Source organism: Bacillus shivajii, from assembly GCF_020519665.1.
Lineage (GTDB): Bacteria > Bacillota > Bacilli > Bacillales > Salisediminibacteriaceae > Bacillus_CA > Bacillus_CA shivajii.
Window position 1 is genome coordinate 91,684 of record NZ_CP084703.1, and the last position, 16,061, is coordinate 107,744.

A 16,061-nucleotide genomic window follows, 5' to 3' on the forward strand; every position below is an offset into this window, starting at 1 on the left:
GGGTGTATCGATGGCCAAAGCTGATGAAGTAATGGACGTTTGCTTACTAGCAGGAGAAATCATGTTAAAGTATGGCGCAGAAACTTACCGGGTAGAGGAGACGCTCGAGCGAATGGCTAGAGCGGCCTCTTTTAAAAATGTTCATTGTTTTGCGACGACAACAGGGATCTTTATGTCTTTTGAAGAGGTGAAAGGCAAAGGAGACCTTATGCAAATGGTTCGTATTGATGACAGAATGCAAGATTTAAATAAAGTAACAGAAGTAAACCAAGTATCAAGGGAATTCGTTGCAGGTCAAATTACTGTTGAACAAGCACATAATAAGTTAGTAGACGTTGAAAAAGCCCCTTTGCAATATCCTCTTTGGCTTATACATTTTAGTGCTGGTGTAGCTGGAAGTGGGTTTTCTTACTTATTTGGAGGTGGCTGGTTTGACCTCATTCCTGCTTTTTTTGCCGCACTTATTTCAAGTTTAGTTGTTGTAGAGTTTGAGCGGTATTTCAGAGTACGCTTTGCAGCAGAGTTTGCAGCTGCTTTTAGCGGAGGCACGGCAGCAATTGTCCTTGTGTACTTTGGATTTGGATATAACCTTGACCAAATTATTATTGGCTCACTTATGCCACTCGTCCCGGGGGTGCCACTGACGAACGCTGTGCGCGACTTGATGTCAGGAGATTTACTTGCTGGTGTAAGTCGGGGAGCCGAGGCGCTTTTGACTTCATTATCAATTGCAAGTGGAATTGCCTTAACGATATCATTATTTTTATAAAAGACTTGCAAGGTTTTAAGTTCGTTATATGTTGCGGTGGCGTTCATTGGCAACAATCTGATATAAAAGGTGGTTTATGATGCAACTTGTCATAGAGCTAGTGCTTACTTTCTTTGCAATTGTAGCATTTGGAGTTATTTTTAGTGTTCCTAAGCGAGCGCTGCTCCTTGGTGGAGGGATTGGGATGGTCACTTGGGCAGTTTTACAAACAGGGATTTCCTTTGGAGCCTCCTCGGTGTTTGCAACAGCTGTAGCGTCATTTATTGCAGCAACAATTTCTCATATATTTGCACGAAAGGTGAAAATACCCGTAACAACTTTAGCAATTCCAGGGATTTTACCTCTTGTTCCCGGGAGTCGAGCTTACTTCACAATGTTATCTTTTGTTGAAGGCGATTACTTACAAGGGCTAGAGTTTGGAGTCGAAACAATGCTTCAAGCGGGAGCAATTGCTGCAGGTCTTGTATTTGCATTATCGATTTTCTCGTTAGGGAAAGGAATTGGACATCGTTATGAACCAAATCGTTAAAGCATTTATCTTAAAACACCAACTTATTCAAGAAGGTGATCATTTATTTGTTGCTGTTTCTGGTGGACCAGATAGTGTTGCATTAATCCATTATTTATGGAAGCATTATAAAAGTCGTTGCGAGTTGAGTGTTGGACATGTTGAACATGGTCTTCGAAGTGAAGAGTCAAAAGCTGATTTAGAATTCGTGAGAACACTAAGTGAAAAGCTAAATTTGCCTTTCTATTGTTTAGAGGCAGACGTAGTGAAAGTGAAAGAAGAACAACGGTTATCCACTCAGGCAGCAGCCCGCAAGGTGAGGTACGAATGGTTTGCTGAAAAAATGAATGAAATACAGGCACAAAAACTTGTTTTTGCTCACCATGGCGATGATCAAATTGAAACAATGCTGATGCGTCAAGTAAGAGGTAGTTATGATGGGTTAAAGGGAATGCCGGTAAAACGTGAGTTTGCAAAAAGAGAACTTATTCGTCCATTTTTATGTATTAATAAAGAAGATATCTATCAATATTGCCAACGAAATAACCTTACATATCGTATTGACTCCTCAAATGAAGAAGAGGAGTACCAGCGTAATCGGTATAGAAAAAATGTTTTACCATTTCTGCAATCTGAAAACCCCAATGTTCATGTTGTCTTCCAAAGGCAAAGTGAATGGCTAAACGATGATCATCGGTATTTAAATGAATTAGCTAAACAAAAGTTAACAACCATTGTGCAAAAAAAAGACGTTGATGAAATTGTTTTATCAATCGAGCGCTTTCAAACAGTCCCCATCACTTTACAAAGAAGGGGACTTCATCTAATATTAAACTATCTTTCTGTAAATATTGAACGTGATATTTCAAGTGATCATATTGAAAGCTTAATAAAATTCATGAATAGTAAAACCCCTTCTGGCTCCCTCGACTTACCTAAGGGACTGTGTGTGGTAAAATCTTATGACGATTGTATTTTTTCTACAAAGGATCAGAACAATAATGAGAAAATATTACCAGAAAAGTTGATTGCAGTGCCAGGGATGATCAAACTAGATGAGGGGAAAATAACAGCAGAAATCCTTGATAAAAAGAATGGCTTATCGAAGGACCGCTCCGTTTTTTTTGCTGATTATCATAAACTAACCTTTCCATTATCAGTTCGATCGAGGCAAACAGGGGATCGAATGACTCCTGTAGGTATGAAAGGGTCAAAAAAATTGAAGGATATATTTATGGATTTTAAAGTTCCTCGCTTTAAAAGAGATGATTGGCCAGTTGTTGTTGATGCAAATGGTGAAATTGTGTGGCTACCAATGCTAAAACGGTCAAACCTTGCGTTAGTTAGTGAGGAAACGAAAAAAGTATTCGTTCTTCGATATGAGGTTGATGATATTCCGTGAGAATATACATAGAAAATCGTTCAAAGAGATTTTAATTAGGAGGTTTATGGAAACGTTATGAGAGATGATATTAAAGAAGTGTTGATCTCAGAGGAAGAAATTCAACAAAAAGTTGATGAATTAGGGAAGCAATTAACGGAAGAATATGAAGGAAGGTTCCCGCTCGTAATCGGTGTATTAAAAGGGTCACTTCCATTCATGGGAGATTTAATCCAAAAGATCGATACTCACGTTGAACTGGACTTAATGGATGTATCAAGTTATGGGCATGAATTGGTTTCTTCAGGTGAAGTAAAGATTGTCAAAGACCTTAACACGTCTGTTGAAGGTCGTGACGTGCTTATAATTGAAGATATTATCGACAGTGGATTAACGTTAAGTTACCTTGTGAAACTTTTCCACTATCGTAAAGCAAAATCGGTAAAAGTGGTTACACTATTAGATAAACCAGAAGGACGTAAAGTCGACTTAGTTCCAGATATGGCTGGTTTTATAGTTCCAGATGAATTTGTTGTTGGGTATGGACTCGATTATATTGAACGATATCGAAACCTCCCATATATCGGTATTTTAAAGCCGGAGATTTATCAAAGTTAATTTATTGTAGTGCAAGACAATTATATGGTAAGATTATCTAAGTGTATTTAGCCGTGGGAGGAGGTAAAGAATGAATCGAATATTTCGAAATACGATATTTTACTTATTGATTTTCTTAGTCATTGTTGGGGTAGTTAGTATTTTCCAAAGCCCACAAGAAGAGACTCAGGAAATTACTTTCGATACATTTCAAGAATACCTAGAAACAGGACAAATTGATTCATTAAATATTCAACCAAAAAATGATGTCTATGTTGTGCAAGGACAAGAGGTCGGTGCTGAGGAAGACCAGTTCTTTATTGTAAACATCCCAGACCTTCCATCCTTCTTAGAAGTGGTCATCCAGGCAACAGATGGTGGACAAGGAATTAATGACCTTGTTTTTGAACAAGCTGATGAGCCTAGTGGTTGGTTAAACTTCTTTACTATGTTGATTCCGTTTGTGATTATTTTCATCCTCTTCTTCTTCTTACTGAGCCAAGCTCAAGGTGGCGGAAGCCGAGTGATGAACTTTGGTAAGAGTAAAGCGAAACTCGTTAGTGAGGATAAGAAGAAAGCACGCTTTAAAGATGTAGCAGGTGCTGATGAAGAGAAACAAGAACTAGTTGAGGTTGTTGATTTCTTAAAAGATCCTCGTAAATTCTCAGATATTGGTGCACGTATTCCTAAAGGTGTGCTTTTAGTAGGACCTCCAGGTACTGGTAAGACACTTCTTGCTCGTGCCGTTGCAGGTGAAGCAGGCGTACCATTCTTCTCAATCAGTGGTTCAGACTTCGTTGAGATGTTTGTTGGTGTCGGTGCTTCTCGTGTACGTGATCTCTTTGAAAATGCAAAGAAAAATTCACCATGTATTATCTTTATTGATGAGATTGATGCAGTGGGTCGTCGCCGTGGTGCCGGTCTTGGTGGAGGACATGACGAAGGTGAACAAACATTAAACCAATTATTAGTTGAAATGGACGGTTTTGGTGTCAATGAAGGAATTATCTTAATTGCAGCGACAAACCGTGCGGATATTCTAGACCCTGCATTATTACGTCCGGGACGTTTTGACCGTCAAATTATGGTTGGTCGTCCAGATGTAAATGGTCGTGAACAAGTGCTACACGTTCATGCGAAAAATAAACCATTAGCAGATGATGTTGATCTTAAAACGATTGCACAGCGTACACCAGGTTTCTCTGGTGCAGACTTAGAGAACCTCTTAAACGAGGCGGCATTAGTCTCAGCTCGTGCCAATAAACAGAAGATCGATATGGAAGCAGTTGAAGAAGCGATTGATCGTACAATTGCTGGTCCGTCTAAGAAGAGCCGTGTCATCTCTGAAAAAGAGAAGAATATCGTTGCCCACCATGAAGCGGGACATACTGTCGTCGGCGTAAAGCTTGAAAGTGCAGACATGGTTCATAAAGTTACCATTGTTCCAAGGGGGCAAGCTGGCGGATATGCAATGATGCTTCCGAAAGAGGACCGTTACTTCATGACAAAACCTGAACTGATCGATAAGATTATCGGCTTGTTAGGTGGACGTGTCGCTGAGGAAATTATCTTTGGTGAAGTGAGTACGGGTGCTCATAATGACTTTCAACGTGCAACAGGTATTGCTCGTAAGATGGTCATGGAATATGGTATGAGTGATAAACTTGGACCAATCCAATTTGGTAGCTCTCAAGGTGAAGTATTCCTTGGAAGAGATATCAACAATGAGCAAAACTACAGTGATGCTATTGCACATGAAATTGATTTAGAAGTTCAACGTATCTTAAAAGAATCTTATGAGCGTTGTAAGCAAATTCTAGAGGAGAACGTTGAAAGCTTAAAACTTGTTGCTGATACATTAATGGAACACGAAACTCTTGATGCACAGCAAATTAAGTCGTTAATTGAGGATGGGAAATTGCCTGATGAACACCATATGACGAAAAAGCTAAATGGTGGCCCTGGCGACGATAGTGATGTGAAAGTGAACATTCAACGTAAAGAGACTGACGCTGATGTTCAATCATCTGAGTCGGGTGAATCTGATAGTGACGAACGTCTAGAAGACGGTAACACTGAAAATAACGACAATAAAAAGGACGAATGATTAAAGGGGTGTCTACATCAGGCACCCTTTTCATATGAAAAAATTACTATTAGCCTTCTTAGGAGGTGGGAATATGGTTTTAGTCATGGATGTTGGGAATACAAATATTGCTTTAGGGGTATATGAAAAAGAAGAGTTAAAATACCATTGGCGAATTGGAACAGATGCAACGAAATCTGAAGATGAATATACGATGCTGTTAAAAAATTTATTTGAACATGAAGGTCTTCGCTTTAGTGATATTGATGGCGTAATGATCTCCTCTGTTGTTCCACCGATTATGTATACGTTAGAATCAATGTGTAAGAAATACTTCCGCATTTCACCAAAGGTTATTGGTCCAGGGATCAAGACAGGTTTGAATATAAAATATGATAACCCTAAAGAAGTTGGTGCAGACCGAATTGTTAATGCAGTTGCAGCGATCCAATTATATGGTCCACCGCTTATTATTGTTGATTTTGGGACTGCTACGACGTATTGTTACATAGATGATAAAGGACAATATATAGGAGGAGCAATTGCACCAGGAATCCGGATATCATCTGAAGCATTGTATAATCGTGCTTCTAAATTACCGCGTATTGAAATTGCCCAAGGGAAAGATATTATTGGGAAAAATACAGTCGATGCGATGCAGGCCGGTCTTTTATATGGTTATGTAGGACAAGTTGAAGGAATCGTCGAACGGATGAAGCAAAAAGCATACAAATCTCCTACTGTTATTGCTACTGGTGGATTGGCAAAATTGATATCTTCTGAAACTGAAATGATTGACATTGTAGATCCCTTATTAACTGTAAAAGGTTTAAAGGTCATTTACGATAAAAATAATCGTAAATGATAACTCTGTTTAAAGAGAAGGCGCAAAAAAGTTGCATATGAATATCGTTTATTTAAGGAATGAATAAAGGAGTGTTGATTGTTGAGTGATTACTTAGTAAAAGCATTAGCATTTGATGGAACAGTTAGGGCGTATGCCATTAAATCAACGGAAATGGTACAAGAGGCTGCAAGAAGGCATGATACATGGCGGACTGTAACTTCGGCATTAGGTAGAGCTCTCTCTGCTGGTACGATGATGGGAGCGATGCTTAAAGGTGAAGAAAAGTTAACAATTAAAATTGAGGGGAACGGTCCTGCAGGTCCAATCATCATTGATGCAAATGCAAACGGTGAAGCAAGAGGTTATGTGAAAAACCCTCATGTAGATCCAGAACGCAAAGATAATGGGAAACTAAATGTATCTGCTGCTGTAGGAAATGAAGGGGCATTATCAGTTGTCAAAGACCTCGGAATGAAAGACCACTTTACAGGAAGTGTACCGCTTGTATCAGGGGAATTAGCTGAAGATTTCACTTACTATTTTGCCTCCTCAGAGCAAACGCCATCATCTGTCGCACTAGGTGTTATTATTGATAAAGATGAAGTCGTTACATCAGCTGGTGGATTTATTATTCAAATGATGCCAGGCGTTACAGATGAGACAATAAACGAAGTTGAAAAAAGGCTAAATGGGTTACCACCGATTTCGCAACTCATTCTAGATGGTCTCACACCAGAAGATGTTTTAAGTAAGTTACTAGGGGAAGAAAATATTCGTATATTAGATAAGATGGGTGTAGCATTTCAATGTCAATGTTCAAAAGAGCGCATTGGAAATGCAATCATCGGTATAGACGAGAGTGAAATTAAACTAATGATTGAAGAAGATGAAGGGGCAGAGACACACTGTCATTTCTGTAACGAAACATATACGTTTACAAAGGTAGAACTAGAAGGACTTCTTGAGGAAAAGCGAAAACAAGAATAGAGGAACGTAAATGAGCACTCCAAGACAAAAATAGTCACTGGAGTGCTCTTGTTGTTTAGAATGGTCTCAGTTAAGATTATTGTAATGTTCATGCTAAGGCAATATAGGTAAGTGAATGCCCGTATTAACGTTTGCGCCTTTGTTTTTTCAATCGTATAATGATTGGAGATGCAAAGTGTCTGACTTATACACCTAGAGGTGGGATATGATTATGAATACTAGAAAAGTTATTGGCCGACAAAAGCCGTTGCAACAAATAACAACCGATTGGTTTCAAACATATACATCGTTAACAAAGGACAAGTCTCACCACGTATTACTTGAAAGTGGTCGTGGTGGTCGTTACTCAATTATTGGTTTAGAACCTTGGGCAACACTAAAAGGAAAAGGTGAGAAGCTGATTATTGAAATGGATGGCAGTGAAGAAATAATTGAAGGCCCACTTTTACCATCTTTGAATAAATGGTTGAATCAGTATGAAGTAGAAAAAGATGAGGGTCTGCCTGATTTTCAAAGTGGAATTGTTGGGCAGTTTAGTTATGACTTAATTAGGCAAATTGAGGAGATTCCTGAACAGTCAAGTGATGATTTACAAACAGAGGACTTGTTTTTTCTAGCATTCGATGAAGTTGTCGTTATTGATCATAAAGAAGATGTAATCTGGTTTATTGCAATTATTGATGCTGAGAATAATGAGAACGATGCTATTCTTGAGGAAATGGAACAACAGTGGCAGGGAGTTCCGTCTAATGAACATTGGTATAAGCATAAGAGTTATAATAAGAAGAACATTGAGGAAATTACTCGCTCTTTTTCAGAAGAACGCTTTTCTGATGCTGTTGAAAGAACAAAGGAATACATTGCAGCAGGGGACGTTTTCCAAGTCAATTTATCAGTTAGGGAAACGAGACCTGTAACGACACACCCACTGCATATCTATGGTTGTTTAAGAAACCTTAACCCATCACCATATATGGGGTATTTCCATACTCCAGATTTGCAGTATGTCAGTGCATCGCCAGAGCTTTTAGTGAAAGTGAAAGGTGAAGAAGTTAGTACTAGACCTATTGCTGGTACCCGTTCTCGCGGGAAAGATGATGAAGAAGACCGAGAGCTTGCAGATACACTTATTAATAATGAGAAAGAGCGTGCTGAGCATGTCATGCTTGTCGACCTTGAGCGAAACGACCTTGGCCGAGTCTGTGAATATGGTACGGTTGAAGTCGATGAACTGATGGTTATTGAGAAGTATTCACATGTCATGCATATTGTTTCGAATGTTCGTGGGGTTAAAGCAAAACAACATAATACGTTAGATGTTGTAGCGGCAACGTTTCCTGGAGGGACGATTACCGGCGCTCCAAAGATCCGCACGATGGAAATAATTGAAGAGTTAGAGCCCGTTCGCCGAGGGGCGTATACTGGCTCTTTAGGGTGGATTGGTTATAATGGTGATATGGAATTAAATATAACGATTCGTACGATGGTTGTAAAAGATAACCTTGTTCACGTCCAAGCTGGAGCAGGGATTGTCATTGATTCTAATCCGCGTGCCGAGTATAAAGAGTCATTGAAAAAAGCGAGGGCATTATGGAAGGCGAAAGAGCTGAGTGAAGAAGAGATTGGGTCTAAAATGAGCATGAGCAGAGAGGGAGAAGTGTAAATATGATTTTAATGATTGATAACTATGATTCATTCACGTATAACCTTGTGCAATATCTAGGAGAGATGGGACAAGAACTCATTGTCAAAAGAAACGATGAAATTACGATTGAAGAGATCGAGGAGATGCACCCAGACTATTTAATGATTTCACCAGGTCCGTGTACACCAAATGAAGCGGGGATTAGTCTAGAAGCGATACGTTATTTTGCAGGAAAAATCCCAGTATTCGGTGTTTGTTTAGGTCACCAATCCATTGCACAAGTTTTTGGAGGGAAAGTAATTCGAGCTGAGCGTCTGATGCATGGAAAAACATCGGAAATGAAACATACGGATCAAACGATTTTTAAAGGTATTGCGAATCCTTTTACCGCAACAAGATACCACTCATTAATTGTAGAACGTGAAACGTTGCCAAACTGTTTTGAAATCACCTCTGAAACTGGTGCTGGAGAAATCATGGCTATTCGCCACCGTGAATTACCGGTTGAAGGTGTGCAGTTTCACCCAGAATCGATTATGACAGGTCAAGGTAAGCAACTGTTACGCAATTTTTTAGAGCAATATAAGGAGTTTAACAAGACATGTACCTCTATATGAATGGAGATTTTGTGAAGGCAAATGAAGCGAAAGTCTCTCCTTTTGACCATGGCTTTTTATATGGGGTTGGTTTGTTTGAAACGTTTCGTACTTATGAGGGTCATCCTTTTTTATTGGATGACCATTTTCGTCGTTTACATGAAAGCGCATCCGAGATAAGTATTAAGCTCAAACCTTATGATCGCAACGAAGTAGTAGAAATTGTTCATGAATTGTTAGGACGAAATGACTTAAAGGATGGTTATTTTCGCTGGAATGTCTCTGGAGGAGAGAGTCCGGTTGGATTAAAGACCGATCCATATGACCATCCTAATACAATTGTTTTCGTAAAACCTTTACCACCATCGTTTTCGGTTAAGAAAAAGGGGAAGATATTAGAACAAAGACGCAACACTCCAGAAACAAGTAGACGGTTAAAATCACACCACTTTTTAAATAACATTGTTGGAAAACGTGAAGCAGGTGCGGATCCGAAAGTGGAAGGGATCTTTTTAACAGAAGAAGGTTATATATCTGAAGGTGTGGTCTCCAATATATTTTGGGTAAAGGGGAAAACTCTCTTCACACCTGATTTAACGTGTGGTGGGTTAAATGGTATTACGCGTATGTTTATTATGTCATTAGCTGCAAAATTAGGCTTTAAAGTTTGTGAAGGGAGATATTCATTATCTGACATTCTAAATGCAGACGAAGCCTTTGTGACTAACTCTATTCAAGAAATTATCTCCCTATCTTCGATTGATGGCCATCCACTTCCAAGTAAAATGGGAGATGTCTTTCAAATGTTTCAATGTGAATACAGAAAGTATACGACTACATTATGGAGCAGAGAAGAAATAACGAAAGGGTCGTGAATATCATGTTAAAAGCCAATAAACATCATGAAAAAATAACATGGGATGGGTTTGAACTAGATTTTTCTAAAAAGACGTATGTTATGGGAATATTAAATGTTACCCCAGACTCATTTTCTGATGGAGGACGTTACCATCATTCAAATAAAGCAGTCAATCATGCGATTTCTATGGTGGAAGATGGAGTAGATATTATAGATTTAGGTGGGGAATCAACGAGACCAGGGGCAAAAAAGGTTGGAGAAGAAGAAGAACTTGCAAGAATCATTGAGCCACTAACGGCTGTCAGAGAAAAAGTCAATATCCCAATCTCCATTGACACTTATAAAGCGAATGTTGCCCGCCATGCGCTAGAAGCTGGGGCAAATATCATTAATGATGTTTGGGGAACGAAGGCCGATCCAGAGATGGCTGATGTCGCAGCAAGCTTTGATGTGCCAATCATTTTAATGCATAACCGAGAAGAGCCAAATTACAATCATTTAATGGACGATCTAATACGTGATATTCATGAATGTATTGAAAACTGTTTAAAGGCAGGGGTGAAAGATGAAAAGATCATTCTTGATCCAGGTATCGGCTTTGGGAAAACGTATGAACATAATGTACTGGTGATGAGACACCTTGAGGAGTTTACGAAACTAGGTTATCCAGTTCTTCTAGGAACTTCACGAAAGTCGTTAATTGCAAAAACATTAAACCTTCCAGTTGATGAAAGGATGGAAGGGACTGGAGCTACCGTTTGTTATGGTATCGATAAAGGTTCAGACATTGTACGTGTGCACGATGTAAAAGAAATGGCAAGAATGGTGAAAATGATGGACGTAATGATTGGAAAAGATCGAACGGTTTAATCTTAATTTATGAGGAGGGGTAAAGTGGATAAAATTTATGTGAACGGAATGGCATTTTACGCGTATCACGGTGTATTTCCTGAAGAGAATAAACTAGGGCAACGCTTTTTTGCTGATGTTATCCTCGAGATGGATACAAAAGGTGCTGGGGAAACTGATCGTTTAGATAAGACTGTCAACTACGCTGAAGTGTATAACAAAGTGAAGGAAGTAATGGAAGGTGAACCTGTCAACCTTGTTGAAACTCTGACAGAGAGGATTGCAAACAGCTTATTAGATACTTTTGAAAAGGTTGACGCTGTGACGATAAAGGTAATAAAACCAGACCCACCGATTCCGGGCCATTATGATTCAGTTGCAGTAGAAATTAGAAGGGAAAGATCATAATGTTCAGTAATAACATGCATGCAAATGCATTTTCAAATGTTTCATATCTCTCATTAGGGTCAAATATAGAAGATAGGTATGACCATTTAATGGAAGCAGTATCATTGTTAAAAACAGATGAAAATATGAAGGTGGTTTCAACTTCATCGATTTATGAAACAGCCCCAGTTGGCTATACAGATCAAGCCTCTTTTCTGAATATGGTTATTAAAATCATAACTACATACACACCGGAGCAACTGCTAGATAAGTTGGAAGAAGTTGAGCGTCAAGGTGGAAGAAAAAGGGTGATGAAGTGGGGGCCACGTACAATAGACCTTGACATTTTACTCTATAATAAAGAAAATATAAACTTGGAACACTTGCAAATTCCGCACCCAAGAATGTTTTCAAGAGGTTTCGTACTTATACCTCTAAAAGAGATAGAAAATGACATAACATTTTCAACAGGCAAAACAATTGACGATTATATAGATGAATTACCAGACAAAGAGGGTGTACACGTATGGAAGAGCTTATCTGGGGGAGAAGAATCCGGGCCTATCGAAAACTAAAAGGCTTTACACAAGAGGAACTAGCGAAAAACTTAGAAATCTCTGTTTCTGTACTCGGAGAAATAGAGCGGGGAAACCGGAAGCCTTCTGATGAAATGATCGAGCAAATAACAGTCGTATTAAATATTACGCTCGAAGAACTAACATCAATAAAATAACAAAAAGAGGTGAATGAGATGCTTAAGATCGGTGATATCGAAATGAAAAACCAAGTCGTTTTAGCTCCGATGGCTGGTGTATGTAACCCAGCATTCCGCCTTATTGCTAAAGACTTTGGTGCAGGGCTTGTATGTGCTGAAATGGTTAGTGATAAAGCGATTCTCCATGAAAATGAACGTTCAATGAAGATGCTTTATGTAGATGAAAGAGAGAAACCTTTATCATTGCAAATTTTTGGCGGAGATAAAGATACATTAGTAGAAGCTGCAAAGATCGTTGATAAAAAGACGAATGCTGATATTATTGATATAAATATGGGCTGCCCGGTCCCTAAAATCACAAAATGTGATGCCGGTGCGAGATGGCTCTTAGATCCGAATAAGATTTATGAGATGGTTTCGTACGTCGTAGAAGCAGTTGATAAACCAGTAACAGTGAAAATGCGTATGGGATGGGATGAAGATCACATCTATGCAGTTGACAATGCTAGGGCAATAGAAAGAGCCGGAGGAAAAGCAGTAGCACTTCATGGGCGAACTCGCGTACAAATGTATGAAGGCGAGGCTGACTGGAATATTCTTAAAGAAGTAAAAGACGCAGTGAATATTCCTGTTATCGGAAATGGTGATGTAAAAACTCCAGAAGATGCAAGAAGAATGCTTGATACGACCGGCGTTGATGGCGTAATGATTGGTAGGGCGGCACTTGGAAACCCTTGGATGCTATACCGTACAATTCATTACCTTGAAACGGGAGAAAATATTCCGGAGCCTCCAGCTAGAGAAAAGATGGATGTATGTGTTTTACACATGGACCGACTTATTGATTTAAAAGGCGAAGACGTCGCTGTAAGGGAAATGCGTAAACATGCTGCTTGGTATATTAAGGGCATGCGAGGTTCATCTAAGCTACGTAATCAAATTAACGCAATTACAAAGCGCGATGAATTAGCTGGTGTATTATATGAATTTGTCGACCTTGTAGAAGCAAAGGAAAAGGAAAAGGAAATTGCTGTAGCAGGTCGCTAATTTGACATGCTGTGTGAAAACTTCTATAATACCTCTGAGATATGACAGAACTGCCAGTGAATTGCTGGCAGTTTTCTTCTTCATAGAAAAGTTTATTTATACTTAATGATAGATGTTCGTTATTGATTACTTAAACATATTTTTAGGAGATGGTATGAGTGAGTCAAGAACTCGAATTGAATGACCAATTGCAGGTACGTCGTGAAAAATTAAAAGAAATGGTAGATCTCGGAGTCGACCCATTTGGACAGCGCTTTGAAAGAACGCACTCAGCTGAAGGGTTGAGAGGAAGCTACGATGAACAAACAAAAGAAGAGTTAGAAGAAAATGAAGTGTCCGTGACAATTGCTGGACGTGTGATGACGAAGCGTGGAAAAGGAAAAGCTGGGTTTGCTCACATTCAGGACCTTTCTGGACAAATCCAAATCTATGTTCGTAAGGATCAAGTCGGTGAAGAGCAATACGATCTTTTTAATCGTATTGACATAGGAGACATTGTAGGAATCTCTGGTGTCGTTTTCAAAACGAAAGTTGGCGAGCTATCTGTAAAAGCAAAAGATTTTCAACTGTTGACGAAGTCATTACGCCCATTACCAGACAAATACCACGGGTTAAAAGATGTGGAACAACGCTACCGTCAACGTTACTTAGATTTAATTGTAAACCCAGAAGTTCGTGATACATTCGTATTAAGAAGTAAAATCTTACAATCGATGCGTAGATACTTAGATGACCAAGGGTATTTAGAGGTAGAAACACCTACAATGCATTCAATTGCTGGTGGAGCTTCTGCTCGCCCATTTGTCACACATCATAATGCTCTAGATATGACATTATATATGCGTATTGCAATTGAGTTACACTTAAAGAGGCTCATTGTTGGTGGGTTAGAAAAAGTGTATGAAATCGGACGAGTTTTCCGAAACGAAGGAATCTCAACAAGACATAATCCAGAATTCACGATGATTGAGCTTTATGAGGCATATGCTGATTATAAAGATATTATGTCCCTTACAGAAAGCTTAGTTGCTCACATTACGCAAGACGTCTTAGGATCTACTAAAGTCCAGTATGAACAATATGAAGTAGATCTCGCTCCACAATGGAAAAGAGTACACATGGTAGATGCAATTAAGGAACACACAGGTGTTGACTTCTGGAAGGAAATGTCCGATGAGGAAGCGCGTGCTCTAGCGAAGGAACATAATGTACCGGTTAAAGATACAATGAAATTCGGCCATGTCGTAAATGAATTCTTTGAAACTTTTGTTGAGGAGAAGTTAATCCAGCCAACGTTCATTTTCGGCCATCCAGTAGATATTTCACCACTTGCTAAGAAAAATGAAAAAGACCCACGCTTTACAGACAGATTTGAATTATTTATCGTAGGCCGAGAACATGCGAATGCCTTCACAGAATTGAATGATCCAATCGATCAACGTGAACGTTTTGAAGCGCAACTCGTTGAGCGTGAGCAAGGTGACGATGAGGCACATATGATGGATGAGGACTTTGTAGAATCATTAGAGTATGGCATGCCCCCAACTGGAGGTTTAGGAATCGGAATTGACCGACTTGTTATGTTATTAACAAACTCACAGTCGATCCGTGATGTCCTTCTCTTCCCTCAAATGCGTCATAGAGAAACAACTGATGAATAATACACTAAAAGGAACACGATTATCGTGTTCCTTTTTTTAAAAGATAAAAAGGATAAATAACCGTCGAGGAAGCTGATTATATTTTTATGTTTGAGCGGTTATATCAGTAGTAAGCATTGGACAGCCTCAATGAATGCTTTTATTTATAGCTCTGTTAAAGCTTATTGTTGATTTTGTGACTCGCTTTTGGTGAACGCTTGCACCTATAGGCACAAGTGCGACATCCATTCTAGCTTCACTACGTTCGCTTTCACGGTGTCTTCTTTGCCGCGGGCACGGCCTCAACTTCGCAAAACTCACATGGCTTCGTTTTGGGTGATTTTCCGCTCGTGCTGTTCTCGCTGGCGTCGTCACCTTTGCTCATCAAAAATTATTGTATTTTAATATTTATCTCCACTTTTTAATATCAACACTCAATTTTAACAGAGCCTTATTTATAACGTTCATTTTTTGTGCGTATGCTTCTTCAATATTTTTAAAGACAAAGGGAAGCGAAGTATATAGGTAAATAGAGATTTAGTTAATGGCTCTTTTTTTAAAAAAATTGCTTCTGCGGTTACTCGTCGCAAGTGAAGAGTGCTCCTGCGGTTACTCGTCGCAAGTGAAGAGTGCTCCTGCGGTTACTCGTCGCAAGTGAAGAGTGCTCCTGCGGTTACTCGTCGCAAGTGAAGAGTGCTCCTGCGGTTACTCGTCGAAAGTAAAGAGTGTTGCTTTTTATGAATAAAAAAGATTTGACTGAATAGGTTGCGACACCCACAGCAAAGAAGACACCGTGAATGCAAGCCAAGCATGAAACGGAAGTCACAATTGTGCATAGAGGTGTAAGCTGTCCGTCGTTAGCGAACACAACTAAAAAACAACAGTGTTTACGTAAACAATCTAGTTAGAAGGAAAAATAGATAGGATATATATAAATAAGTATGGTTATTTTATATAAAGGCCTTATTTAAGATTTGATTCGCCTGTGGTTCGCTCTTAACGCCTATTCAAAGCAGTAGAGATAATCTTGTTGAAACAAAAAATATAAAAATTTATTTTAGGGGGTTGCAGACTAAAGTGTTATCGTGATATATTATTTCTTGTCGCCGAAAACGGCAGACGCAAACAAAAAATATCTTTCGAAAAAA

16 protein-coding genes are annotated in these 16,061 nt (G+C 39.1%); all 16 read left to right on the forward strand.

The features are described 5' to 3' along the window. Positions 1 to 10 precede the first annotated feature (10 nt). The gene (locus LGQ02_RS00410) at positions 11 to 769 is read left to right on the forward strand and encodes a threonine/serine exporter family protein (RefSeq protein ID WP_226516324.1); all 759 of its coding nucleotides are present in this window, start codon (positions 11 to 13) and stop codon (positions 767 to 769) included. Positions 770 to 848: 79 nt separating this feature from the next. Beyond that, positions 849 to 1,298 (forward strand): threonine/serine exporter family protein, encoded by a 450-nt coding sequence (locus LGQ02_RS00415; RefSeq protein WP_226518172.1) that lies wholly within the window; start codon positions 849 to 851, stop codon positions 1,296 to 1,298. Further along, entirely contained in the window at positions 1,282 to 2,679 is a 1,398-nt protein-coding gene (gene tilS, locus LGQ02_RS00420; RefSeq protein ID WP_226516325.1) for a tRNA lysidine(34) synthetase TilS, read from the forward strand. Before LGQ02_RS00415 ends, tilS begins: the two co-directional genes overlap by 17 nt. Positions 2,680 to 2,736: 57 nt before the next feature. Beyond that, positions 2,737 to 3,276 carry a hypoxanthine phosphoribosyltransferase gene (gene hpt / locus LGQ02_RS00425; protein ID WP_226516326.1) on the forward strand — a complete coding sequence of 180 codons (540 nt, stop codon included), beginning with the start codon at positions 2,737 to 2,739 and terminating at the stop codon, positions 3,274 to 3,276. Positions 3,277 to 3,346: 70 nt separating this feature from the next. Next, positions 3,347 to 5,362 (forward strand): ATP-dependent zinc metalloprotease FtsH, encoded by a 2,016-nt coding sequence (ftsH, locus tag LGQ02_RS00430; RefSeq protein ID WP_226516327.1) that lies wholly within the window; start codon positions 3,347 to 3,349, stop codon positions 5,360 to 5,362. A gap of 73 nt (positions 5,363 to 5,435) precedes the next feature. Further along, entirely contained in the window at positions 5,436 to 6,206 is a 771-nt protein-coding gene (locus LGQ02_RS00435; RefSeq protein ID WP_226516328.1) for a type III pantothenate kinase, read from the forward strand. 81 nt (positions 6,207 to 6,287) lie between these two features. Next, positions 6,288 to 7,175, forward strand: a complete 888-nt coding sequence (hslO, locus tag LGQ02_RS00440) for an Hsp33 family molecular chaperone HslO (RefSeq protein WP_226516329.1) — start codon at positions 6,288 to 6,290, stop codon at positions 7,173 to 7,175. Positions 7,176 to 7,386: 211 nt separating this feature from the next. Continuing rightward, complete coding sequence (locus LGQ02_RS00445) at positions 7,387 to 8,838, forward strand: anthranilate synthase component I family protein (protein ID WP_226516330.1); 1,452 nt, start codon at positions 7,387 to 7,389, stop codon at positions 8,836 to 8,838. A 2-nt stretch (positions 8,839 to 8,840) separates the two neighbouring features. After that, positions 8,841 to 9,437, forward strand: a complete 597-nt coding sequence (gene pabA, locus LGQ02_RS00450; RefSeq protein ID WP_226516331.1) for an aminodeoxychorismate/anthranilate synthase component II — start codon at positions 8,841 to 8,843, stop codon at positions 9,435 to 9,437. Continuing rightward, positions 9,422 to 10,291 (forward strand): aminodeoxychorismate lyase, encoded by an 870-nt coding sequence (gene pabC, locus LGQ02_RS00455; protein ID WP_226516332.1) that lies wholly within the window; start codon positions 9,422 to 9,424, stop codon positions 10,289 to 10,291. Before pabA ends, pabC begins: the two co-directional genes overlap by 16 nt. Positions 10,292 to 10,296: 5 nt before the next feature. Beyond that, positions 10,297 to 11,145, forward strand: coding sequence for a dihydropteroate synthase (gene folP, locus LGQ02_RS00460; RefSeq protein WP_226516333.1), 849 nt, complete (start codon positions 10,297 to 10,299; stop codon positions 11,143 to 11,145). Positions 11,146 to 11,169: 24 nt separating this feature from the next. After that, entirely contained in the window at positions 11,170 to 11,532 is a 363-nt protein-coding gene (gene folB, locus LGQ02_RS00465; RefSeq protein WP_226516334.1) for a dihydroneopterin aldolase, read from the forward strand. Next, the gene (gene folK / locus LGQ02_RS00470) at positions 11,532 to 12,086 is read left to right on the forward strand and encodes a 2-amino-4-hydroxy-6-hydroxymethyldihydropteridine diphosphokinase (protein WP_226516335.1); all 555 of its coding nucleotides are present in this window, start codon (positions 11,532 to 11,534) and stop codon (positions 12,084 to 12,086) included. The genes folB and folK overlap by 1 nt, the downstream gene beginning before the upstream one ends. After that, on the forward strand, positions 12,038 to 12,244 hold the full coding sequence (locus LGQ02_RS00475) for a helix-turn-helix domain-containing protein (protein ID WP_226516336.1): 207 nt from the start codon (positions 12,038 to 12,040) through the stop codon (positions 12,242 to 12,244). The genes folK and LGQ02_RS00475 overlap by 49 nt, the downstream gene beginning before the upstream one ends. A gap of 18 nt (positions 12,245 to 12,262) precedes the next feature. After that, positions 12,263 to 13,273: a tRNA dihydrouridine synthase DusB gene (gene dusB, locus LGQ02_RS00480; RefSeq protein WP_226516337.1), complete on the forward strand. Its 1,011-nt coding sequence runs from the start codon at positions 12,263 to 12,265 to the stop codon at positions 13,271 to 13,273. A gap of 218 nt (positions 13,274 to 13,491) precedes the next feature. Next, positions 13,492 to 14,934 (forward strand): lysine--tRNA ligase, encoded by a 1,443-nt coding sequence (lysS, locus tag LGQ02_RS00485; RefSeq protein ID WP_264184017.1) that lies wholly within the window; start codon positions 13,492 to 13,494, stop codon positions 14,932 to 14,934. Positions 14,935 to 16,061: the final 1,127 nt, after the last annotated feature.

What these genes read in the sequence shown, in the direction of transcription:
- LGQ02_RS00410 (WP_226516324.1), top strand. Translation starts at nt 11, where the DNA reads ATGGCCAAAGCTGATGAAGTAATGGACGTTTGCTTACTAGCAGGAGAA.
- LGQ02_RS00415 (WP_226518172.1), top strand. Translation starts at nt 849, where the DNA reads ATGCAACTTGTCATAGAGCTAGTGCTTACTTTCTTTGCAATTGTAGCA.
- tilS (WP_226516325.1), top strand. Translation starts at nt 1,282, where the DNA reads ATGAACCAAATCGTTAAAGCATTTATCTTAAAACACCAACTTATTCAA.
- hpt (WP_226516326.1), top strand. Translation starts at nt 2,737, where the DNA reads ATGAGAGATGATATTAAAGAAGTGTTGATCTCAGAGGAAGAAATTCAA.
- ftsH (WP_226516327.1), top strand. Translation starts at nt 3,347, where the DNA reads ATGAATCGAATATTTCGAAATACGATATTTTACTTATTGATTTTCTTA.
- LGQ02_RS00435 (WP_226516328.1), top strand. Translation starts at nt 5,436, where the DNA reads ATGGTTTTAGTCATGGATGTTGGGAATACAAATATTGCTTTAGGGGTA.
- LGQ02_RS00445 (WP_226516330.1), top strand. Translation starts at nt 7,387, where the DNA reads ATGAATACTAGAAAAGTTATTGGCCGACAAAAGCCGTTGCAACAAATA.
- pabA (WP_226516331.1), top strand. Translation starts at nt 8,841, where the DNA reads ATGATTTTAATGATTGATAACTATGATTCATTCACGTATAACCTTGTG.
- pabC (WP_226516332.1), top strand. Translation starts at nt 9,422, where the DNA reads ATGTACCTCTATATGAATGGAGATTTTGTGAAGGCAAATGAAGCGAAA.
- folP (WP_226516333.1), top strand. Translation starts at nt 10,297, where the DNA reads ATGTTAAAAGCCAATAAACATCATGAAAAAATAACATGGGATGGGTTT.
- folK (WP_226516335.1), top strand. Translation starts at nt 11,532, where the DNA reads ATGTTCAGTAATAACATGCATGCAAATGCATTTTCAAATGTTTCATAT.
- LGQ02_RS00475 (WP_226516336.1), top strand. Translation starts at nt 12,038, where the DNA reads ATGGAAGAGCTTATCTGGGGGAGAAGAATCCGGGCCTATCGAAAACTA.
- dusB (WP_226516337.1), top strand. Translation starts at nt 12,263, where the DNA reads ATGCTTAAGATCGGTGATATCGAAATGAAAAACCAAGTCGTTTTAGCT.
- lysS (WP_264184017.1), top strand. Translation starts at nt 13,492, where the DNA reads ATGGTAGATCTCGGAGTCGACCCATTTGGACAGCGCTTTGAAAGAACG.